The 19,947-nt window shown below is 67.2% G+C and carries 19 protein-coding genes; 3 read left to right on the plus strand and 16 right to left on the minus strand.

Translation table 11 applies throughout. The features are described 5' to 3' along the window. Nucleotides 1-58: 58 nt before the first annotated feature. Nucleotides 59-805 (minus strand): acetyltransferase domain-containing protein, encoded by a 747-nt coding sequence (locus F624_RS0116965; RefSeq protein WP_019575524.1) that lies wholly within the window; start codon nt 803-805, stop codon nt 59-61. Nucleotides 806-921: 116 nt separating this feature from the next. On the opposite strand from F624_RS0116965, the gene F624_RS0116970 reads away from it, so the two are divergent. Beyond that, nucleotides 922-2,931 carry a peptidase U32 family protein gene (locus F624_RS0116970; RefSeq protein WP_019575525.1) on the plus strand — a complete coding sequence of 670 codons (2,010 nt, stop codon included), beginning with the start codon at nt 922-924 and terminating at the stop codon, nt 2,929-2,931. Nucleotides 2,932-3,087: 156 nt separating this feature from the next. Next, the gene (locus F624_RS0116975) at nt 3,088-3,525 is read left to right on the plus strand and encodes a universal stress protein (protein ID WP_019575526.1); all 438 of its coding nucleotides are present in this window, start codon (nt 3,088-3,090) and stop codon (nt 3,523-3,525) included. A gap of 16 nt (nt 3,526-3,541) precedes the next feature. Here the strand turns inward: F624_RS0116975 and F624_RS0116980 are convergent, their stop codons facing one another. The 13 genes from F624_RS0116980 to F624_RS0117040 form a co-directional block, all read right to left on the minus strand. Further along, nucleotides 3,542-4,258, minus strand: coding sequence for a Crp/Fnr family transcriptional regulator (locus F624_RS0116980; RefSeq protein WP_031255319.1), 717 nt, complete (start codon nt 4,256-4,258; stop codon nt 3,542-3,544). Nucleotides 4,259-4,380: 122 nt separating this feature from the next. Then, nucleotides 4,381-4,770 carry a hypothetical protein gene (locus F624_RS0116985; RefSeq protein WP_157443501.1) on the minus strand — a complete coding sequence of 130 codons (390 nt, stop codon included), beginning with the start codon at nt 4,768-4,770 and terminating at the stop codon, nt 4,381-4,383. 63 nt (nt 4,771-4,833) lie between these two features. Further along, nucleotides 4,834-5,286, minus strand: a complete 453-nt coding sequence (gene arfB, locus F624_RS0116990; protein ID WP_019575529.1) for an alternative ribosome rescue aminoacyl-tRNA hydrolase ArfB — start codon at nt 5,284-5,286, stop codon at nt 4,834-4,836. 14 nt (nt 5,287-5,300) lie between these two features. Further along, entirely contained in the window at nt 5,301-5,921 is a 621-nt protein-coding gene (locus F624_RS0116995; RefSeq protein ID WP_019575530.1) for a flavin reductase family protein, read from the minus strand. A 41-nt stretch (nt 5,922-5,962) separates the two neighbouring features. Next, complete coding sequence (locus tag F624_RS0117000; RefSeq protein ID WP_019575531.1) at nt 5,963-7,384, minus strand: aldehyde dehydrogenase family protein; 1,422 nt, start codon at nt 7,382-7,384, stop codon at nt 5,963-5,965. A 116-nt stretch (nt 7,385-7,500) separates the two neighbouring features. Beyond that, nucleotides 7,501-8,493, minus strand: coding sequence for an LD-carboxypeptidase (locus F624_RS0117005; protein ID WP_019575532.1), 993 nt, complete (start codon nt 8,491-8,493; stop codon nt 7,501-7,503). A 65-nt stretch (nt 8,494-8,558) separates the two neighbouring features. Beyond that, nucleotides 8,559-9,995: a tRNA adenosine(34) deaminase TadA gene (tadA, locus tag F624_RS0117010; RefSeq protein WP_019575533.1), complete on the minus strand. Its 1,437-nt coding sequence runs from the start codon at nt 9,993-9,995 to the stop codon at nt 8,559-8,561. A gap of 7 nt (nt 9,996-10,002) precedes the next feature. Beyond that, entirely contained in the window at nt 10,003-10,236 is a 234-nt protein-coding gene (locus F624_RS0117015) for a hypothetical protein (protein WP_031255325.1), read from the minus strand. Next, nucleotides 10,236-10,889: an FMN-binding negative transcriptional regulator gene (locus F624_RS0117020; protein ID WP_019575535.1), complete on the minus strand. Its 654-nt coding sequence runs from the start codon at nt 10,887-10,889 to the stop codon at nt 10,236-10,238. The genes F624_RS0117015 and F624_RS0117020 overlap by 1 nt, the downstream gene beginning before the upstream one ends. A gap of 119 nt (nt 10,890-11,008) precedes the next feature. After that, complete coding sequence (locus F624_RS0117025; RefSeq protein WP_019575536.1) at nt 11,009-12,430, minus strand: efflux transporter outer membrane subunit; 1,422 nt, start codon at nt 12,428-12,430, stop codon at nt 11,009-11,011. An 86-nt stretch (nt 12,431-12,516) separates the two neighbouring features. After that, nucleotides 12,517-14,565 carry a MacB family efflux pump subunit gene (locus F624_RS0117030; RefSeq protein WP_051107440.1) on the minus strand — a complete coding sequence of 683 codons (2,049 nt, stop codon included), beginning with the start codon at nt 14,563-14,565 and terminating at the stop codon, nt 12,517-12,519. A 1-nt stretch (nt 14,566) separates the two neighbouring features. Continuing rightward, nucleotides 14,567-15,793 (minus strand): efflux RND transporter periplasmic adaptor subunit, encoded by a 1,227-nt coding sequence (locus tag F624_RS0117035; protein WP_019575538.1) that lies wholly within the window; start codon nt 15,791-15,793, stop codon nt 14,567-14,569. Between the two features lie 116 nt (nt 15,794-15,909). After that, the gene (locus tag F624_RS0117040) at nt 15,910-16,170 is read right to left on the minus strand and encodes a DUF167 domain-containing protein (RefSeq protein ID WP_019575539.1); all 261 of its coding nucleotides are present in this window, start codon (nt 16,168-16,170) and stop codon (nt 15,910-15,912) included. Nucleotides 16,171-16,328: 158 nt separating this feature from the next. Between F624_RS0117040 and F624_RS0117045 the strand changes: the two genes are divergently transcribed. Beyond that, complete coding sequence (locus tag F624_RS0117045) at nt 16,329-16,736, plus strand: hypothetical protein (protein WP_031255329.1); 408 nt, start codon at nt 16,329-16,331, stop codon at nt 16,734-16,736. A gap of 103 nt (nt 16,737-16,839) precedes the next feature. Here F624_RS0117045 and guaA read toward each other — a convergent pair whose 3' ends face one another. After that, the gene (gene guaA, locus F624_RS0117050; protein WP_019575541.1) at nt 16,840-18,459 is read right to left on the minus strand and encodes a glutamine-hydrolyzing GMP synthase; all 1,620 of its coding nucleotides are present in this window, start codon (nt 18,457-18,459) and stop codon (nt 16,840-16,842) included. 14 nt (nt 18,460-18,473) lie between these two features. Continuing rightward, nucleotides 18,474-19,943, minus strand: coding sequence for an IMP dehydrogenase (guaB, locus tag F624_RS0117055; RefSeq protein WP_019575542.1), 1,470 nt, complete (start codon nt 19,941-19,943; stop codon nt 18,474-18,476). Nucleotides 19,944-19,947 lie beyond the last annotated feature (4 nt).

The raw sequence follows: 19,947 nt of genomic DNA on the forward strand, positions 1-19,947 counted from the left end.
GTCGCCCTCCCCAAAAAAGCGGCTCAGGCCGCTTTTTTGTTGCCCGTTCGTGCCTTGATCACTGGCCAAAGGCCCAGCGCCAGGCCATCAGCGCGCCCAGCAGCACGGGCTGGTGCAGCATGTACCAACTCAGGCTGATGCGGCCCAAGGGGGCCAGCCGACGCCCCCACAGCGGCAGGGGCCGGGTCAGCCAGGCAGGTTGCACCCGCATCAGCCATTGGCCGGCCGCCAGGCCCCACCACATCACGCCCAGCCAGGGCAGCACCGGCACATAGTCTTCCGTCACCGGCTTGTGGCCGATCAGGCCCAGCCAGTTGAAGGCGGGCCCATCGAGCACCGACAAGGCAGGCCAGGCCTGGTGCAGCATCGGCGCGGCCCAGGCCGCTGCCAGGGCCAGGGCGCCGGCGGGCCACAGCCAGCGCCCCCAGCCGGCGCTGAGCCGGGCCAGGATCAGCATCACGGCCAGGCCGTGCAGCACGCCGAAGTAGATGAAGCTGTTGGGAAACATCAGGTACGAACCCGCGCTGACCGCCAGGGCGCAGCCCGCCACCTGGGCCCAGCGCCGCCAGAACCGGGGCCAGCCCTGCCCCTGGGCCAGGGCCACCGATTGCCCCAGGCCGGCGCACAGCAGGAACAGGCTGACGATCAGGGTGCGCTGCACGGTCCAGAACGGGTCCTGAAAGAAGTTCTGGTGCAGCCAGCCCAGGTGGTTGAGGTCGAAGCAGAAGTGATAGGCCGTCATCCACAGCATGGCCAGCGCCCGCAGGGCGTCAATTGAGTCGAAACGTGCCGAAATCTTGCTCATGTGCCCGAGTGTAGAGGGGTGGATGCGGGCTCCCGTGCGGCACAAGCCGTGCGGGCCCGCTAAAATCCGCCCTCCTCCTGTCCAGCCTGACCGGCCGCCGCCGGTGCGCCCACCCCATGTCTTTGCTCAACCACCAAATCGAGCTTCTGGCCCCGGCACGCGATGCCGAGATCGGCATCGAAGCCATCAACCATGGCGCCGACGCCGTCTACATCGGTGGCCCCGGTTTTGGTGCCCGGGCCTCGGCCGGCAACGACATCCGTGACATCGAACGCCTGTGCAAGCATGCCCACCGCTTTGGCAGCCGCATCTTCATCACGCTCAACACCATCTTGCGCGATGACGAGCTGGAGCCTGCGCGCCAGATGGCCTGGGATGTCTACAACGCCGGTGCCGACGTGCTGATCGTGCAGGACATGGGCCTGCTGGAGATCGACCTGCCCCCGATCCAGCTGCACGCCAGCACCCAGACCGACATCCGCAGTGTGGAGAAGGCGCGCTTCATGCAGGACGTGGGCTTTTCGCAGATCGTGCTGGCCCGCGAGCTGACGCTGGAGCAGATCCGCGACATCCACCAGGGCCTGGACCCGAACCGCTGCCAGCTGGAGTTTTTTGTGCACGGCGCCCTGTGCGTGGCCTACAGCGGCCAGTGCTACATCAGCCATGCCCACACCGGGCGCAGCGCCAACCGGGGCGACTGCTCGCAGGCCTGCCGCCTGCCCTACCAGGTGACCGACAGCCAGGGCCGCTTTGTGGCGCACGACAAGCATGTGCTGTCGATGAAGGACAACAACCAGTCCGACAACCTGGAGGCCTTGATCGACGCCGGCGTGCGCAGCTTCAAGATCGAGGGCCGGTACAAGGACATGGCCTATGTGAAGAACATCACCGCGCACTACCGGCGCCTGATCGACGAGGTGATCGAGTCGCGTGAAGGCTCTTATGACCCGGCGCGCCCGCCGCTGGCCCGAGCCTCCAGCGGGCGCACCCGCTTCACCTTCACCCCCGACCCCAACCAGAACTTCAACCGCGAGTTCACCGACTACTTCGTCAACGGCCGCCAGGACGACATCGGCGCCTTCGACACCCCCAAGAACCCCGGCCAGGCCATCGGCTGGGTGACCCAGGTGGGCCCCAACTGGATCGAACTGGAAACCAGCAGCCCCGCCACGGTGCTGCACAACGGCGACGGCCTGTGCTACTACGACCTGCAAAAAGAGCTGGTCGGTGTGGCCATCAACCGGGCCGAGCCGGCCTCGGCCGGCAAGGTGGGGCATTGGCGTGTCTTCCCCAAAGACCCCATGGAGGGTTTCAAGGACCTGCGCCGCGGCACTGAGATCAACCGCAACCGCGACATGGACTGGGTGCGCCTGCTGGAGAAGAAGTCCAGCGAACGCCGCATCGGGGTCTGGGCCGCCCTGCAAGACACCCCAGACGGCTTCGAGCTGCAACTCACCGATGAGGATGGTCACCAGGGCAGCGCCCGGCTGCAGCACCCGCATGAGCCGGCCCGCGACGCGCAGCGCAACGAGGCCAGCCTGCGCGAGCACCTGGGCAAGTTCGGCGCCACGGTGTTCGAGCCCATCGACGTGAGCGTGGCCTTGAGCCAGCCCTGGTTTGTGCCAGCCTCGGTGCTCAACCCCCTGCGCCGCGACGCCATTGCGGCCCTGGAGGCCGCCCGCGCCGCCGCCTACCAGCGCCCCCAGCGGGGCCAGGCGGTGCAGCCACCGGTGAACTACCCCGAAGACACCCTCAGCTACCTGGCCAATGTCTTCAACGACCGGGCCCGGGCCTTTTACGCGCGGCACGGCGTGAAGGTGATCGCCGCCGCCTACGAGAGCCATGAAGAGGAAGGCGAGGTGTCGCTGATGATCACCAAGCACTGCGTGCGCTTCTCGATGAGCCTGTGCCCCAAGCAGGCCAAGGGCGTGACCGGCGTGCAGGGCACGGTGCGGGCCGAGCCCCTCACCCTGATCAACGGCAAAGAGAAACTCACCCTGCGCTTTGACTGCAAACCCTGCGAGATGCACGTGGTGGGCAAGATCAAACGCTCGGTGCTGAACCAGGCCAAGGCCGAGCCGCTGACCTTCTACCGCACGCGGCCCGAAGCCAAGCCCCTGCACTGAGCCCGCTCGGGCGCCGGCAAATCCTGACCTGCGTCAAGAGAGGCCGCCACGAAGCCCCCCACCCGGGGCCATGGACATCCAGTTGTCTGCTGCCAGAGGTATATTGATTTCGCAGGGTTGCCGCACCGTGGCAGCCGGTTGTTGAAAGGAATCCTCATGCACATCCTCGTGCCCATCGACGGAACCGATTTGTCTCTGGACGCCGTCCGCTTTGCCATTCGAATGGCCCACGACGGCCTGCAGGCCCATCTGCTGCTGGCCAATGTGCAATCCCCGGCGACCTTGTACGAACTGGTCAAGGCACCCAACCCCGAGGTGATCGAGCAGATCAGCACCGCCGCCGGCAGCCATGCCCTGGAAAAGGCCCAGGCCTTGCTGCATGCGGCCGGTGTGCCCCACCACACCGAGGTGGTGACCGGCGACCCGGTGCCGGCCCTGCTCGATCTGATCGAGCTCAAGCGCTGCGCCATGGTGGTGATGGGCGGGCATGGCAAGAGCCTGCTGCGCACCGTGCTGGAGGGTTCGGTGTCGCACGACCTGCTGCAGGCTTCGCCCGTGCCGGTGCTGATCGTCAAGCCCCCACAGGAAGACTGAGACCGCCACGCGGCCTTCAGTCGCCCTGCTGCAAGGCCTGCAGGCCCGCGTCGTCCAGCAGCCGGTAGCGCCGCCCGAGCCGGTCCAGGGGCTCGAGAATGCCATCGCGGACCAGGGCGCTGACCTCGCGGCTGACCGTCTCCAGCTTCAAGTCCAGCATGGCGCCCATGTCTTCGCGCCGGAACAGCAGCACCTCGTCAGGCTGCTCAACGGACTGCATTTTGCGCACCAAGTGGCTGACACGCTGGCGGGCCGAGCCGAAATTGAGTTCGGCCAACCAATCGTCCGCCGCTTTCAGGGCCCCTTGCCATTTGCCCATCAGGGCACCATGCAGGCGTGGGCTGTGGGTGGCCAGGCCTTGCAAGACCGTCAGCGGTATCCGGCACACAAGCACATCCGAGAGCGCCACGGCTTCGCTGTCGTAACGGCGTGTTACCAAGGCTTCCAGACCGGCGACATCGCCGGGCCGCACCACACGCACGATGCGCTGGCGCCCGTCGGCCGTGAGGCGAACCAGTTTCAACAGCCCTTTGCGCAGGGTGAGAACGCCCTGGGCACCCTGCCCCTCCGAATACAAGGACTCACCCGCCTTGTATTCGAGGTCATCGATCGGGGCATGGATCTGAGCGAAGTCGCGCTCATCGAGTTCGGCAAACAGTGCCATGTCGCGCACGGCGCAGGCACGGCAGTCGGAGGTGCCACGCCAGGCGGATTCGGTTTTGATGGGGATCATGGGCAGCACGCGCGAAAAATGCGTCGTCAAGCCCTGGATTGTCGCAGTTGAACCGCCCGACACAGGCATTGTGTGGCGGGCGACTTCATCCAGCCCGTGTAGCCTGGCCAAAGGCCAGGGGTTCAATGCTGGGGATCGGCGCTCCGGCTGCCGTGAATCAACTGCAGCCTGCGCGTTGCGTCAGCCGCATGGACCGGGTTGTCCATCGCGGATTGCTGAGGGGCCCACAAACCCTGCTCGGCCTGGCAGGCCTTCAGTTCCTGGCGGGTCACGGCGGCCAGCGCAAAACCGGCGACCAGCGCCAGGATGCTGATCGGGGTGAGCGCGGACGCACTTTGGTTGCTGAGGCCCATCGCATGGCCAGCCAAGTGGCCCCAGGCAGCCGCCAAGCCCAATACGATCAGAACACGTGCAATCTGCCATTGACGGTGGGCTTGGCTGGATCGCAAGGGTGGAACAATTTGTTTCATATTTTCTCCCTTGCGCGGATGATAAATCGAAACCGGCAACATCCATCCACCCCGGATGCCAATTGCAGCTTTGATCTCAGCCGTTGCGGCCTGCGAACAACAGACTCAACCGTGGCCTTCATCCCGCGGACGGCTGCGTTGCTGCTTCACCAGCCCACGCTGGTTTTTCTCCTGCAAGCGCCGAAGCCGTGAGCCCCGGGTGGGCTTGGTCGGGCGCCGTGTTTTGGGGGGAACAGCCACCGAGTCGATCAGTGCCTGCAAACGCTGCAGGGCCTCCAGGCGGTTCTGCTCCTGGCTGCGCTGGGTCTGGGCCTTGATCACCACCACCCCTTCGGCAGTGATGCGGTGGTCGCGCAGCCCCAGCAGCCGCTCCTTCAGATCGTCGGGCAGGGACGCATCCGGAATGCTGTAGCGCAGGTGCACCGCGCTGGACACCTTGTTGACGTTCTGCCCCCCCGCGCCCTGGGCCCGGATGGCTGTGAACTCCACCTCGTCTTCGCGCACCAGCGAGCCCGGGGCTGGCTGGACCGGGCCTGGGGTGTCGTCTTCTGCGCCCACGTTCGCGCCCACGCTCAGCGCGGTCGGTACAGCTTGAACAGCTGCTCAGGCCCGACGCTGAAGTAATCGGCCGGGCCACCGCCGCGCAGCACGGGGCCGGCTGCGGCGGTGTCAAAGACGCCGTCGCGCAGCAGCCTGCGTTCGATGTGCACCGCCACCACCTCGCCCAGCACCAGCCAGGTGGGCACGGCCTCATGGGCGGCGGTCTGGAGCTGGATCAGCTGGGTCAGGCGGCATTCGAAGTTGACCGGGCTTTCACCCACGCGCGGGGGCTTCACGATGCGCGAGGGCAGCGGCGTCAGCCCGGTGAGTTCGAACTCGCTGACCTCGGGCGGCACCGCGGCGCAGCTCTGGTTCATGGGCTCGACCAGCGGCCGGTTCACCAGGTTCCAGACAAATTCGCCGGTCTGCTCGATGTTGCGCACCGTGTCCTTGTAGCCAATGCTGGCAAAGCCCACGATGGGCGGCACGTAATTGAAGGCGTTGAAAAAGCTGTAAGGCGCCAGGTTCAGCGCCCCGTCTGCCGAGCAGGTGGAGATCCAGCCGATGGGGCGCGGCCCCACGATGGCGTTGAAAGGGTCGTGCGGCAGGCCATGGCCCTGGGCCGGTTCGTAAACATGGCGGTCTTCAGTCATGGCGGTCTTTCGTGCAAGGTGTCAGAGACGGGGCCCAGGCATCAAGCCGGCTGGAACTGCAGCGCCTTGTACTCCAGGAACTCCTCGAAGCCGTAGATGCCGTTCTCACGCCCATTGCCCGATTGCTTGTAACCCCCGAACGGGGCCTGGGGGTTGAAAGGCCCCCCGTTGATGTCGATCTGCCCGGTGCGGATGCGCCGGGCCACGGCCACGGCATGGGCTTCGTCAGCACTCCAGACGCCGCCGCCCAGGCCATAGAGGGTGTCGTTGGCAATGCGGATGGCTTCTTCTTCATCGCGGTAGGTGATGATGACCAGCACCGGGCCGAAGATCTCCTCACGGGCCAGGGTGTCCTCAGGCTTCACCCGCAGGATGGTGGGTTGAACGAAATACCCCTTGTCGAAGGCTGGCCGTTCCGGCCCGCCGGCCACCAGTTCAGCCCCCTCGCGCAGGCCTTGCTCGATGAAGCCCAGCACCCGGTCGCGCTGGGCCGCGCTGATCAAAGGGCCCAGCTTGCTGGCTTCGTCCAGGCTGGGGCCGATGGCAAAACGGGCGATCGCCGCCTGGGCCAGCGCCTTGACCTCGTCGTAACGGTCTTCGGGTACCAGCAGCCGGGTGTGGGCCGAGCAGGTCTGGCCGCTGTTGAGCAGGCAGGCCGACACGCTGCCCTTGATGGCGGCCGGAAAATCGGCATCGGGCAGCACCACGCTGGCCGACTTGCCCCCCAGCTCCAGCGCCACGCGCTTGACGCTGTGGGCCGCCAGCTCGGCCACCCGCTTGCCGGCCCGGGTGGAGCCGGTGAAGCTCACCATGTCGACCTCAGGGTGGCTGGCCAGCACCTCGCCCACCACCGGGCCGGCACCGTTCACCAGGTTGAACACCCCGGGCGGGAAGCCCGCCTCATGGAGGATCTCGGCCAGAATCATGGCGTTCACGGGGGCAATTTCGCTGGGCTTGAGCACCACCGTGCAGCCGGCCGCCAGGGCCGCCGCCACCTTGAGCGTGATCTGGTTGAGCGGGAAGTTCCAGGGCGTGATACAGGCCACCACGCCGATGGGCTCGCGCAGCACGCGCGAGTTGCCCACCTGCTGCTCCCACGCGAAACCCCGGGCCACCTTGGCGAAATGGCCCCAGCCCCAGGTGGGGCCGCCCACCTGGATGGCACGGGCCAGCTTGAGCGGCATGCCCACTTCGCGGGCGATGGTCAGGGCCAGTTCGTCGGTGCGGGCCTTGAGGCCGGCAGACACCTTGTCGAGCAGCGCAGCCCGGGTCTCCACCGGCGTGGCAGACCAGGCCTCAAACGCCGCACGGGCCGCAAGCACCGCATTGGCGGCCTCATCGGCGTCGCCTGCGGGCACGCAGGCAAACACCTCTTCGGTGCTGGAGTCGTGCACGGGAAAGCGGTCGGCGCTGTGCGCGGCCACCCATTGGCCGTTGATGTAATGCGATGCGTAGTTCTTCAACCTGGTCTCCTTGGCGCAGGACAGGCCCTGCAGCGAGCGGCGATTATGCAGCGCCCTGCCCGACCCGGTCGGTCGCCCTTGTCACCGAGGTGCTGGCCGGGCCTGGTGACCCGATTTCAGCGCAGGTGGCCCCAGAACAGCAGGGCGTCGCGCTCGTCCACCGACAGTGACACGGGTGCCCCCACCGGCAGCAACACCTTGGTGGGCACATGACCGTGCGGCAGGCCGGTCAGAACCGGCACCTTGAGCTGGCTGCGCAGCCATTGCACCACCGAGTCCAGCTTGAAGCCCTTGTCGTGGGCGGTGAGCTTGTATTCGTTGAACTGGCCCAGCACGATGGCCTTCTGACGGGCCAGCAGGCCGGCGTGCAGCCACTGCGTGAGCAAGCGCTCCAGGCGATAAGGGTGTTCGCCGATGTCCTCGAAGAACAGCACCCCGCCCTTGATGTCAGGCAGGTAGGGGGTGCCGATCAGGCTGGACAGCACCGCCAGGTTGCCGCCCCACAGCGTGCCCTGCTTGACCGTGAAGGGCTTTTGCACCGGCGCCGCGGCTGCGGCGGCCGTGCCCTTGCGCGGGCGTGGCAGCTCCCAGCCGGCACCCTCGCCATGGCCGCTGAACAGGTCGTCCAGGCAGGCCAGCATGATGTCGTCGGGCTCTTCTTCGGTGCCCAGATCGGCCCCCAGGGCCGGCCCGGCCCAGGTGATGGCGCCCGTCTTGGCCAGAACGGCGTTCTGGAAGGCGGTGAAATCGCTGATACCGACAAACTCGGTGCCACGCTCGATGGCCTTGGCGATCGCTTTGTAGGGCAGCTGGGGCAGCAGACGCGTCAAGCCATAGCCGCCGCGCGAGATCAGAGCGATGTCGGCCCCGCTGGCGGCCGCCCGGCTGATGGCGGCCAGGCGGGTTTCGTCATCGCCGGCGAAGCGGGTGTGGCTGGCCAGCGCGTCGGGGTCGATCTCCACCTCATGCCCCATGGCACGCAGCCGGGCCACACCACGGCGGAAGGCCGCCTTGTCGCGCACCGCGCTCGAAGGCGAGAAGATGTAGATGTGCTTGGGGCCGTGGTCGTGGCCGCAGGCGGCGTGGTCGTGATCGTCGTGGTCTGACAAAGTGCTTGTCCGCCGGCTGGGGGCCGCGGCTCCGTGGTTGGGCGGTGGCCTGCAGCCACCGGGGTTCATGGCCTGAAGTATTCCACAGCCCGGCGGGCCACCGGCTCGCCGTGCTCTTGGACGAAATGCCCGGCCTCGGGCAGCACCCAGGGCTCCGGGCAGTCACGTATCTGTTGGCGCAGGCGCTGCATCACCGGCAGGCCCAGCACCGGGTCGGCCGCCCCCACCACCAGCAGGCTGCGGCCTGCCCATTGTTGCTGCCAGAAATCGCGCGCCTGGCGCGACAAGGCGGCCCCGGCGGAGTCCGGGTGCTCGGGCACCATGGGCGGAAAGGCCTGCAGCGCGGCGCGGTGGCCACGATCGGGAAACGGGGCGTTGTAAGCCGCGCACTCCGCTGCGCTGAGGCTGGGCACGGCACGCGCCATCAGGCGCCCCACATCGAACAAGGGCTTGCTGCGGCACATCTCGCGCCAGGCCAAAAAGCCTTTGGAAAGGGGCTCTTCGCCAGTGGCCAGCAGCGTGTTCATGGCCAGCAGACCCTGGTAGCGCTCGGGCTCGGCCATGGGCAGGGTCAAGCCCAGGATGCCGCCCCAGTCCTGCACCACCAGCACCACGCGTTGCAAATCCAGGCGCTGCACCAGCTCCAGCAGCACCTGCCGATGCCATTCGAAGCCGTGGGCCGCCGGCTTCTTGGGCTTGTCGCTGCGCCCAAAGCCCGGCATGTCGGGGGCCACCACGCGGTGGCCGGCCGCCAGCCACACGGGCAGCATGTGGCGGTACAGGTAGCTCCAGCCCGGGTTGCCATGCAGGCACAGCCAGGTGATGGGCGCCTGCACCGGCCCTTCGTCGAGGTAATGCAGGCGCAGGCCGGCCAGGGCGGGCAGATCGCTCAGGTAACGGGGTGCCCAGGGGTAGCCCGGCAGCTCGGCAAAGGCGCTGTCGGGTGTGCGCACGGCATCGTCGCGCAAGGGGTGGGCGGCCTTGGCCTGCTCGCGCTGGGCCGTGCGCCGGGCCTGAAAGAAATGCTGCAGCGCCACACTGCAATCGTGTTCGGCCACGCCGCCCTGCACCGTGGTCTGGTGGTTGAGCCGGGCCTGGGCAAACAGGTTGAGCACCGAGCCGGCCGCCCCGGTCTTGGGTTCGGCCGCACCGAACACCACGCGGGCCAGGCGGGCCTGCAGCAAGGCCCCGCTGCACATGGCGCAGGGCTCCAGCGTGACGTACAGACTGCAGCCGTCGAGCCGGTAATTGCCCAGGGCTGCACCGGCCTCGCGCAGCGCCACGATCTCGGCGTGGGCACTGGGGTCGTGGCGGGCAATGGTCTGGTTGTGGCCCCGGCCGATCACCCGCCCGTCCTTGACCACCACCGCGCCCACCGGCACCTCGCCGGCGGCCGCGGCCAGCCGGGCCTCGGCCAGGGCCAGTTGCATGAAGGCGTGGTCGATGGCGGACTGTGGGTCAGGCAGCACCGGGTCGATGGTGGTGGTCGTGGTGGTCGTCATGGGGCGCTCAAGGCTCCTCCGGCATGGGCCGGGGCTTTTGCATCAGGGCGTCGACCGCTTCCTTGGTCTGCTGGGGCAACTGGTTCAGGGGCACAGCTGCCGGTGGGGCCCCGGCTGCACCGGGCAGCGCTGGCCGCACCAAGGGGGGCGTGGCCACGGCTGTGCCCAGTTGCCGCTTCACCAGCAGGCCCGTGATGACCAGGGCCAGCACCAATCCGATCAAACCGATTCCACCGCGCATCACACACCCTCCTGTGGGACCAGGCCCAGACGTTGCATCCAATCGGCCAGCCCCCGCGCGCCGTCGTTGTCCGCGCTGCGGTAGGCCTGAACCATGGCGGCATGCGATTCGGGCCGGTGCTGGTTGAGCTTGAGCTTGCACTGCAACGCCTCAATGCTGAGCTCAAAGGCCACGATGCCGCGCAGCATGCCCTGGCGCCAATCGGCCTCCAGCCCATGCCATTGCGCGGCGTAGGCCGGCTCATGATCGGCAATCAGCTGCTTGAGCAAGGCGTCTTTGGCCTCGGGCTCGTCCAGCAGCCGGGCCTGCACGGTGGCGTGCACGGCCAGGTAGTTCCAGGTGGGCACCCGGGCCAGATCGGGGTAAACGGCAGGCGACAGGTAGGCCTGCGGCCCCATGAAGGTGACCACCGCGCGCGGGCGCTGCTGCAGGTAGCGCCAATGCGGGTTGGCCCGGGCACAGTGGCCCAGCAACAGCGCATCACCCTCTGCATCACCCCCTGCCCCGCCCTCGGCCACCAGATGCAGCGGCAGATGGGTGACATAGGGCAGGCCGTCATCGTCGTTCGAGATCAGACTGGCCAGCGGGTGCTCGCGCATCAGCGCACGGGCCAGCGCCGGGTCCGAACTGGCGAATTGCGGGGGCAGGTACATGAGAAGAACCTCTTGGCGTCAGAGCGTGACAAGTGCGCTATTGTGAAACTGATTTCGCCCTTCTCATGCCCTGGAGCCGCGTCAAGCCATGTCAAACCCCGACAAGCCACATCAGGCCATCACTGCGCCGGCTGCGCGCTGCCCCCCAGGGCAAGGTACAGGGTGACCTGGTTCTTGAGCTGCGACAGCTGGTTCTGTGCCCAGGCGGTCTCGGCGGTGCGCCGGGTTTCCTGGGCATCGAGCCACAGGCTCAGGGCCACCGAGCCCTGGCGGTAGCGCACCTCGTACAACTGCTCGCTGCGCCGGCTGGCCGCCAGCGAGCCGGCCAACAGCTCCCCTTGCTGGGCCAGGGCGCTGCGGGTGCCCAGCGCGTTCTCGACATCGCCCAGGGCCGAGTAAAGCGTCTGGCGGTAGCTGACGACCGCACTCTCGTACTGGGTGCGGGCGATGGCGTTGTTCAGCTTCATCATGTTGACCTGCAGAAACGGCAGGCTCACGCCCGCGCCCAGCAAGGCATAGGGGTTGGACAGCACCTGCCCCAGGGCCAGGCTGCTGCTGCCCAGGGCCCCGGTGAGGGTGAGCGCCGGGTAGTAGCTGGCGGCCACGGCATCGGCGCTGGCCAGGGTCTCACGCAGGCGCAGTTCGGCCGCACGCAGGTCGGGGCGGCGGGCCAGCAGCTGCGCCGGCAGGCCGGGCGCCACCTCGGGCATGGCCTGCAACGGCAGGCGCTGCGGCTCGGCACCCAGCCAGGGCTGGAGTGCGGTGTCGCCCGGAGCCACATCGAACAGCAGGGCCAGGGTGGTGCGGGCGCTCAGGCGCTGCTGTTGCAGGTCGGCCAGGGTGGCGCGCTGGCTCAGCACCGTGCGTTCGGCCTCGCTGGCCTCCAGGGCCGACACCGCACCAGCCCGGTATTGGGCCTGCACCAGGTCGCGGGTTTTCTCGGCATAGGCCACGCTTTGCTCGCCGGTGCCGATGCGCTGGTTCAGGTAGGCCAGTTGCCAGTAGGCCTGCAGCACGCTGCCGATCAGGCTCAGGCGGGTGGCCTGGCGGTCCTGCTCGGTGGCGAGCGACTCCCAGCGCGACACATCGCTCAGGCTGCCCAGGCGGTTCCACAGGTCGGCCTCGTAGCTCACCGAAACGCTGGCCCCGCTGCTGCGGGTGCTGGCCCCGCCTTCCAGCGGCTTCTGGGCCTGGGTGCTGACACTGCCGCTGAGGGTGGGCCAGCGGTTGCGTTCGGCCAGTTCGGCCTGCAGGCGCGCCTTGCGCACCTTGAGGGCGGCCACGGCCAGGTCGTTGTTGCGGCTCAGGGCCGCCTCGACCAGAGCGCTGAGTTGCGGGTCGCCAAAGGCACCCCACCAGGCGTCGGGCACATCGGCAGGAGCCGTCACCACCGCGCCCTTGTTCGACCAGGTGCCGGGCACCGCCAGCTGCGGGGCCTGGTAGGGGGTGCGCACCGAGGTGCAGGCCCCGAGCGACAAGGCCAGCGCGCACGCCAGGGCCAGTGCCGGTGGGCGCCCGGGTCGACGCTGGCCTGGTGTCATTGGCTTTGAAATAGAAAAGTCCATCATGAAGTTGTGACGCCATAGCGCCTTGTGTCCGGGGGCGTCCATCTCGGTTCCGTGCGGGGTCAATCTCGGGCCAGGGCCTCGACAGGGTTGAGACGGGCCGCGCTGCGCGCCGGCAGGAAGCCGAACACCACCCCGATCAAGGTGGAGCACAAAAAGGCCGCCCCCATCGCCGAGGTGGAAAACGCCAGCGTGAAATTGTTGCTGAAGTGCTTGAACAGGGCCCCGAAGCCCAGGGCCAGTGAAATGCCCAGCACGCCGCCCAGCAGGCAGACCAGCACCGCCTCGATCAGGAACTGTTGCTGGATGTCGCTTTGCCGGGCCCCCACCGCCATGCGCACGCCGATCTCGCCGGTGCGCTCGGTGACGCTCACCAGCATGATGTTCATCACACCGATGCCGCCCACCACCAGCGAGATGACCGCGATCGACGACACCAGCAGCGTGAGCGTGCGGGTGGTGCTTTCGATGGTCTGGCGGATGCTGTCGGTGTTGAGCACATAGAAGTCCACCCGCCCGTGGCGGCGCTCCATCAACTGGTTGATGCCCTGTTCGGCCGCCGCCATCGAGGTGCTGTCGTCCACCCGCACCGTGATGCTGCGCAGGTAGCCCTGGCCGATCAGGCGACGCATGGCCGTGGTGTAGGGCACAAAGACGTTGAGGGTCTCCATGCTGGGGCCGAAGCCCCCGTCCTTCTTGGCCGTCACGCCCACCACATAGACCGGCATGCTGCCCAGCAACAGCACCTGCCCCACCGGGTTGGTGTTGGGGAACAGCTTTTTGCGCGCGTTCTCATCGATCACGGCCACCTGCGCATAGGCCTGCACGGCGGCATCGCTGAAGGCCGTGCCGCCCGCCATTTGAAGGCCTTTGACGCGGAAATACTGCTCGCCCACACCCGTGACCTGCACCGAAGCATCGATGTTGGCGTAGCGCGCCGTGACCGAGGCCTGCACATTGGGGGTGACGCTGTCGACATAGCTCTGCTCTTTGAGCGCATCGGCATCCGCCGGGCTCAGGGTCTGGATGCGGGCCGCGCGCGGGTCGCCAAAGCCCGTGCCCGAGTACACGTCGATGGTGTTGGTGCCGATGGAGCTGATGTTGGCCAGCACCTTCTGGCGCGAGCCCTCGCCCAAGGCCACCACCGACACCACCGAGGCAATGCCGATGATGATGCCCAGCATGGTCAGCAGGGTGCGCAGGCGGTGGGCATTCATGGCCAGCAAGGCCATGCGGAAGGCCTCGCCCAGGCGATCGGCCCAGGCTCCGAAAGCGGCCCAGACGCCTTGGCGCACGTGTTGGGCCGGGCTCAGCATCTGGGCGACGGGGTCCTTGCCCGCGGCCTCTGGGGCCTCGGAGGCCCCGTGGGTGGGCGTGTTCGGGCGGTCGGACACGACCTCGCCATCGCGCAGCTCGACGATGCGCTGGGCGTGGCTGGCCACCTGCATGTCGTGCGTGACCAGGATGATGGTGTGGCCCAGCGCATGCAGTTCGGCCAGGATCTTCATCACCTCGGCGCCCGACTGCGTGTCCAGCGCGCCGGTGGGCTCGTCGGCCAGGATGACGCTGCCGCCATTCATCAGCGCGCGGGCGATCGACACCCGCTGTTGCTGGCCACCCGACAGCTTGCCCGGCACGTGCGAGGTGCGCCCGGCCAGGCCCAGCCGCTCCAGCAGGGCGAGAGCACGGGCCCGGCGCTCACGGGCGCCCGAGCCGGCGTAGATGGCGGGCACCTCCACGTTGCCGGCGGCCGACAGGTCGCCCAACAGGTGGTAGCGCTGGAAGATGAAGCCGAAATGCTCGCGCCGCAGCGCAGCCAGCTCATCGGCGTGCAGGCTGCCCACTTCGCGGCCGTTGATCTGGTAGCTGCCTCGGCTGGGCTGGTCCAGGCAGCCGATCAGGTTCATCAGTGTGGACTTGCCGGAGCCCGACTGGCCCACGATGGCGATCATCTCGCCCGCAGCCACATCGAGCCGGATGTCTTTCAGCACGGCCAGCGGGCTGTCACCGACCTGGAACTCGCGCCACACGCCCTGCAATGACAGCAGGGGCTGTGGGGAGGCTGAAGCCGAGGCAGAGACTGCGCTGCCCGGTGTTGGGTGCGCGCTCATGTCAGAACCCACCGGGTGGCGGGCGCATGCTGCGCTGCTCGCCTGTGGCCGAAGGGGCCCCGGCGGCGCTGCCCAGCACCACCTTTTCGCCCTCCGTCAGGCCGTCCAGGATCTCCACCGTGACATTGTTGTTGATGCCCACATGCACCGTGCGAGCCTGCACCTGCCCATCGCCGCCCAGCACGCTGACCCGGTAGCTGCCGTCGCGCTGGCGGGCGCTGAGCGCGCCCACGGGCACGGTCAGGGCGTTCTTGGCCTGGCCGCGCACGATGTAGACCATGGCGGTCATCGAGATGCGCAGCTTGTTGTCGGGGTTGGGCACGTCGAACAGGCCGTTGTAGTAGATGGCCGTGGCGCTGCTGGTGGAGGTGCTGCTGGAACTGCTGCTCGAAGAGCTGCTGGTGGTCGAGGTGCTGATGCTGTCGGTGGCCGGCTCGATGGTGCGCAAGGTGGCGTCGTAGCGCTTCTGGGGTTCGCCCAGGATGGTGAAATACACCCGCTGGCCCGGCTTGACGGAGGTGACATCGGCCTCGGAGATCGAGGCCTTGACGGTCATGGTGTCGACCTTGGCCACGATGATGATGGTGGGGGTGGACTGGTTGGCGTTGACGGTGGTGCCCTCTTCCGTCACCAGGGCCACCACCTGCCCGTCGATGGGCGACACGATGCGGGTGTAGCCCAGGTTGACGCGAGCGGTGTCCACGGCCACCTTGGCCTGGTCCACCTGGGCGCGCAGCGCCTCCACGCTGGCCCGGCTGGTCTTTTCAGTGGCCAGCGCGGCCTCCAGGTCGGCTTGCGAGCTGGCCTCCGAGGCGCGCATCTGCTGCTGCCGCTTCAAGGCCAGTTCGGCCTGTGTCAGGGTGGCCTCGGCCGAGCGCAACTGCGCCTGCACATTGGCCAGGGCCGCCTCGTTGTTGCGCAAGGTGTTCTGCTGGGTGAGCGAGTCGATCTCGGCCACCAGGTCGCCCTTGTGAACGACGTCACCCAAGGCCACTTTCAGCGACTTGACCTGGCCCGACACCTGGGCGCCCACGCTGACCTGCTTGAAGGCCTTGAGCGTGCCGTTGGCCAGCACGGTGTCTTCGATGTCGGCCCGGGCGACCGGGGCCGTGATGTAGGCGGGGGCAGGTGGCGGCGCGAAAAAGGTCTTCTTGCCCACCACCAGGGCGATGGCCAATACCCCGACCGCGATCCCTGGGCGGATCAGGCGTTTGAATTCAAAGTTCATGAAAAATCTGAGGCTTGCAAGCCACACAGTTTGCCAGCCCGGCATGACACCACGGCTTGCGCATCGTCACAGGAAGGTAAAGCGAGTGCCCTGAGTCTCTCCCCAGCATGGCTCCGTCACAACCCGAACAGGGCCCGCAGTGCGGCATCGTCCAGCCCGTCGACCGCCACCCGCTTGGTGCGCCCGCTGGTGCCCAGCTCGATGGTGACGGCCGATTTGGACACCCCGCAGCGCTGGGCCACAAAAGCGATCAGCGCCTTGTTGGCCTCGCCGTCCACCGGCGGCGCCTTGAGCTGGATCTTGGGCTTGCCGTCATGGGTGCCCATCAGCTGGGTTTGTTTGGCGCCGGGTTGGCAGTAGAGAACGATCTTGGCCATGCAGATTGGAAGCAAACGGCCCGGATGGGCCTGGCAGCATCATAGAGGGCGTGCTGCGGCCACCCGCAGCACGGTGGCCTGCCCGCCGCCGGGGCATTGCAGATTCAGTAAGATGCCCAGCCGCAAGGGCCTCACCCATGAAGGCCCACAGCGCAGCCATGTCCCCCACCCCTCCATTTCCGATCCGCACCGAATGCCCGCCCGGCGCCTGCGTCTGCGGGCGCGACGACCTGCTGCAGAACCCCAGCGGCGACCTGCGCGTGCTGCTTCTGACCCGCGAGGAGGAAAAGCGCCTGCTGCAGCGGCTGGAAAACCTGGGCAGCCTCAGCGATCTGCGCCGCATCGAGGAGCGCCTGGAGCAGCAGCTCGGCATCCGCCTGACCATCAGCACCAGCCCCAACGAAGTGCGCACCCTGCGCGGCATCACCATCCTGGTCCACGAGCAGCCCGGCCTGTGCAAGAAAACCCGCCAGGCCATCCCCGCCGCCATCAAGAAAAGCCTGGAGCAGCGGCCTGAGATTGCGTTCGAGTTGCTGGATGAGGGGGGATTGTTTGGGGCGGGGTGATACGGCCACCTTGCAAAACGCCCTCCCCCAAACACAGAAAGCCCGCGTTCAAGCGGGCTTTCTGGTTTCTGGTCATGGGCTGCGTGCTATGACCTAGGCAGGATCACTCCCACTCGATCGTCGCTGGCGGCTTGGAGCTCACGTCGTAGGTGACGCGGTTGATGCCGCGCACCTCGTTGATGATGCGGCTGGAGACCTTCTTGAGCAGCGCGTAGGGCAGCTCGGCCCAGTCGGCGGTCATGAAGTCGCTGGTCTGTACGGCACGCAGGGCTACCACGTAGTCGTAGGTGCGGCCGTCGCCCATCACGCCCACGCTCTTGACCGGCAGGAAGACGGTGAAGGCCTGGCTGGTCAGGTCGTACCAGGTCTTGCCGGTGGCCTCGTCGCGGAAGTTGCGCAGCTCTTCGATGAAGATCGCGTCGGCGCGGCGCAGCAGGTCGGCGTATTCCTTCTTGACCTCGCCCAGGATGCGCACCCCCAGGCCGGGGCCCGGGAAGGGGTGGCGGTAGACCATGTCGTGGGGCAGGCCCAGGGCCACGCCCAGTTCACGCACTTCGTCCTTGAACAGCTCGCGCAGGGGCTCGAGCAGTTTCAGGCCCAATTGCTCGGGCAGGCCACCCACGTTGTGGTGGCTCTTGATGGTGACGGCCTTCTTGCTCTTGGCACCGCCCGACTCGATCACGTCGGGGTAGATGGTGCCCTGGGCCAGGAAGGTGGCGCCCTTGTGGCCGCCATTGCCGGCCTTGAGCTTGGCGGCTTCGGATTTGAAGACCTCGACAAACTCGCGGCCGATGATCTTGCGCTTGGCTTCGGGCTCGCTGACGCCGGCCAGTTGCCCCAGGAACAGGTCGGAGGCATCCACGCGGATCACCTTGGCGTGGAGCTTGCCTTCAAACATCTCCATCACCATGTCGCCCTCGTTCAGGCGCAGCAGACCGTGGTCGACGAACACACAGGTCAGTTGGTCGCCGATGGCGCGGTGGATCAGCGCGGCAGCCACGCTGGAGTCCACACCGCCCGACAGGCCCAGGATCACCTCTTCGTCGCCCACCTGCTGGCGGATCTTTTCGACCGCCTCGCTGATGTAGTCGCCCATGATCCAGTCAGGGGAGACGCCGCAGATGCCCAGCACGAAACGCTGCAGCAGCGCCGGGCCCTGCTTGGTGTGCGTGACTTCGGGGTGGAACTGCACGGCGTAGAAGCGGCGGTCTTCGTCGGCCATGCCGGCGATGGGGCAGCTGTCGGTGCTGGCCATGAGCTTGAAGCCCGGGGGCAGCTCGGTGACCTTGTCGCCGTGGCTCATCCACACGTCGAGCATGCCGTGGCCTTCGTCAGTGACGAAGTCCTGGATGCCTTCGAGCAGACGGGTGTGGCCCCGGGCGCGCACGGCGGCAAAGCCGAATTCGCGCTTGTGGCCGCCTTCCACCTTGCCACCCAGTTGGTGCGCCATGGCTTGCATGCCATAGCAGATGCCCAACACCGGAATCCCCAGCTCGAACACGGCCTGCGGGGCCTTGTCGGTGGTTTCTTCATAGACGCTGGCATGGCTGCCGGACAGGATCACGCCTTTGAGCTGGCCATCGGCCGCGTATTGGCGAATCCATTCGTCAGACACGTCGCAGGGATGAACCTCGCAGAACACATGGGCTTCGCGCACGCGACGTGCGATCAGCTGGGTGACCTGGGAGCCGAAGTCGAGGATGAGGATTTTCTGGTGTTGCATCGCAGGGGCTTCGCTTACTCGGCGCGGTAGTTGGGCGCTTCTTTGGTGATCTGCACGTCGTGCACGTGGCTTTCGCGGATGCCGGCCGAGGTGATTTCGACGAATTCGGCACGCTCATGCATCTCGGCGATGGTGCCGCAGCCGCAGTAGCCCATGGAGGCACGGATGCCGCCCGCCATCTGGTACACGATGGAGACCATCGAGCCCTTGTAGGGCACGCGGCCTTCGATGCCTTCAGGCACCAGCTTGTCGGCATTCGGATTGCCGGTGCTGGACTCCTGGAAGTAGCGGTCGGCACTGCCTTGCTGCATGGCGCCGATGCTGCCCATGCCGCGGTAGCTCTTGTAGCTGCGGCCCTGGAACAGGATCACTTCGCCCGGGGCTTCTTCGGTACCTGCAAACATGCCGCCCATCATCACGGTGGAGGCGCCTGCGGCCAAAGCCTTGGCGATGTCACCGCTGTAGCGGATGCCGCCGTCACCGATCAGGGGCACACCGGTGCCCTTCAGGGCGCTGGCCACGTTGTCGATGGCCATGATCTGGGGCACGCCCACACCGGCCACGATGCGGGTGGTGCAGATCGAGCCCGGGCCGATACCGACCTTGACAGCGTCGGCACCGGCTTCCACCAGGGCCAGCGCCGCAGCGCCGGTGGCGATGTTGCCGCCGATGACTTCGATCTGGGGGTAGTTCTGCTTGACCCAGCGCACGCGCTCGATCACGCCCTTGCTGTGACCGTGGGCGGTGTCGACCACGATGGCATCGACGCCGGCCCTGACCAGGGCTTCGACGCGCTCTTCGGTGCCCTCACCCACGCCGACAGCCGCACCCACGCGCAGACGGCCCGAGGGGTCGCGTGCGGCGTTGGGGAAGCTGGTCTGCTTGGTGATGTCCTTGACGGTGATCAGGCCCTTGAGCTCGAAGGCCTCGTTGACGACCATCAGCCGCTCCAGGCGGTGCTTGTTCAGCAGGGCTTTGGCCTCTTCGGCGGTGGCGCCTTCCTTGACCGTGATGAGCTTTTCGCGCGGCGTCATGATCTGCGAGACCTTGACGTCGTAGCGGGTTTCGAAACGCAGGTCACGCCCGGTCACGATGCCCACCACCTTGCCACCGTCGCACACCGGGAAACCCGAGATGCCCAGTTGCTCGGACAGTTGCATCACCTGAAGCACGGTGTGCTCAGGGGTGATGACCACCGGATCGCGCAGCACGCCGGATTCGTAGCGCTTGACCTTGGCCACCTGGGCGGCCTGCTCTTGCGCAGTGAGGTTCTTGTGGACGATCCCGATGCCCCCTTCCTGGGCGATCGCAATCGCCAGGCGGGCTTCCGTCACCGTGTCCATGGCGGCAGACACCAAGGGCAGGTTCAGGGTGATGTTTCGGGTGAATTTCGTGGCGAGGGAAGTGTCCTTTGGCAGGACTTGGGAGTACGCTGGCACCAACAACACGTCGTCGAAGGTGAGCGCTTTTCCGAGAAGGCGCATGTCA

The organism is Curvibacter lanceolatus ATCC 14669, assembly GCF_000381265.1.
In the GTDB taxonomy this organism is placed as follows: Bacteria; Pseudomonadota; Gammaproteobacteria; order Burkholderiales; family Burkholderiaceae_C; genus Curvibacter; species Curvibacter lanceolatus.

Excerpts from the sequence above, each read along its gene's own strand:
- F624_RS0116965 (WP_019575524.1), bottom strand. The coding sequence starts at position 805 with ATGAGCAAGATTTCGGCACGTTTCGACTCAATTGACGCCCTGCGGGCG.
- F624_RS0116970 (WP_019575525.1), top strand. The coding sequence starts at position 922 with ATGTCTTTGCTCAACCACCAAATCGAGCTTCTGGCCCCGGCACGCGAT.
- F624_RS0116975 (WP_019575526.1), top strand. The coding sequence starts at position 3,088 with ATGCACATCCTCGTGCCCATCGACGGAACCGATTTGTCTCTGGACGCC.
- F624_RS0116980 (WP_031255319.1), bottom strand. The coding sequence starts at position 4,258 with ATGATCCCCATCAAAACCGAATCCGCCTGGCGTGGCACCTCCGACTGC.
- F624_RS0116985 (WP_157443501.1), bottom strand. The coding sequence starts at position 4,770 with ATGTTGCCGGTTTCGATTTATCATCCGCGCAAGGGAGAAAATATGAAA.
- F624_RS0116995 (WP_019575530.1), bottom strand. The coding sequence starts at position 5,921 with ATGACTGAAGACCGCCATGTTTACGAACCGGCCCAGGGCCATGGCCTG.
- tadA (WP_019575533.1), bottom strand. The coding sequence starts at position 9,995 with ATGACGACCACCACGACCACCACCATCGACCCGGTGCTGCCTGACCCA.
- F624_RS0117015 (WP_031255325.1), bottom strand. The coding sequence starts at position 10,236 with ATGCGCGGTGGAATCGGTTTGATCGGATTGGTGCTGGCCCTGGTCATC.
- F624_RS0117020 (WP_019575535.1), bottom strand. The coding sequence starts at position 10,889 with ATGTACCTGCCCCCGCAATTCGCCAGTTCGGACCCGGCGCTGGCCCGT.
- F624_RS0117025 (WP_019575536.1), bottom strand. The coding sequence starts at position 12,430 with ATGACACCAGGCCAGCGTCGACCCGGGCGCCCACCGGCACTGGCCCTG.
- F624_RS0117030 (WP_051107440.1), bottom strand. The coding sequence starts at position 14,565 with ATGAGCGCGCACCCAACACCGGGCAGCGCAGTCTCTGCCTCGGCTTCA.
- F624_RS0117035 (WP_019575538.1), bottom strand. The coding sequence starts at position 15,793 with ATGAACTTTGAATTCAAACGCCTGATCCGCCCAGGGATCGCGGTCGGG.
- F624_RS0117040 (WP_019575539.1), bottom strand. The coding sequence starts at position 16,170 with ATGGCCAAGATCGTTCTCTACTGCCAACCCGGCGCCAAACAAACCCAG.
- F624_RS0117045 (WP_031255329.1), top strand. The coding sequence starts at position 16,329 with ATGTCCCCCACCCCTCCATTTCCGATCCGCACCGAATGCCCGCCCGGC.
- guaA (WP_019575541.1), bottom strand. The coding sequence starts at position 18,459 with ATGCAACACCAGAAAATCCTCATCCTCGACTTCGGCTCCCAGGTCACC.
- guaB (WP_019575542.1), bottom strand. The coding sequence starts at position 19,943 with ATGCGCCTTCTCGGAAAAGCGCTCACCTTCGACGACGTGTTGTTGGTG.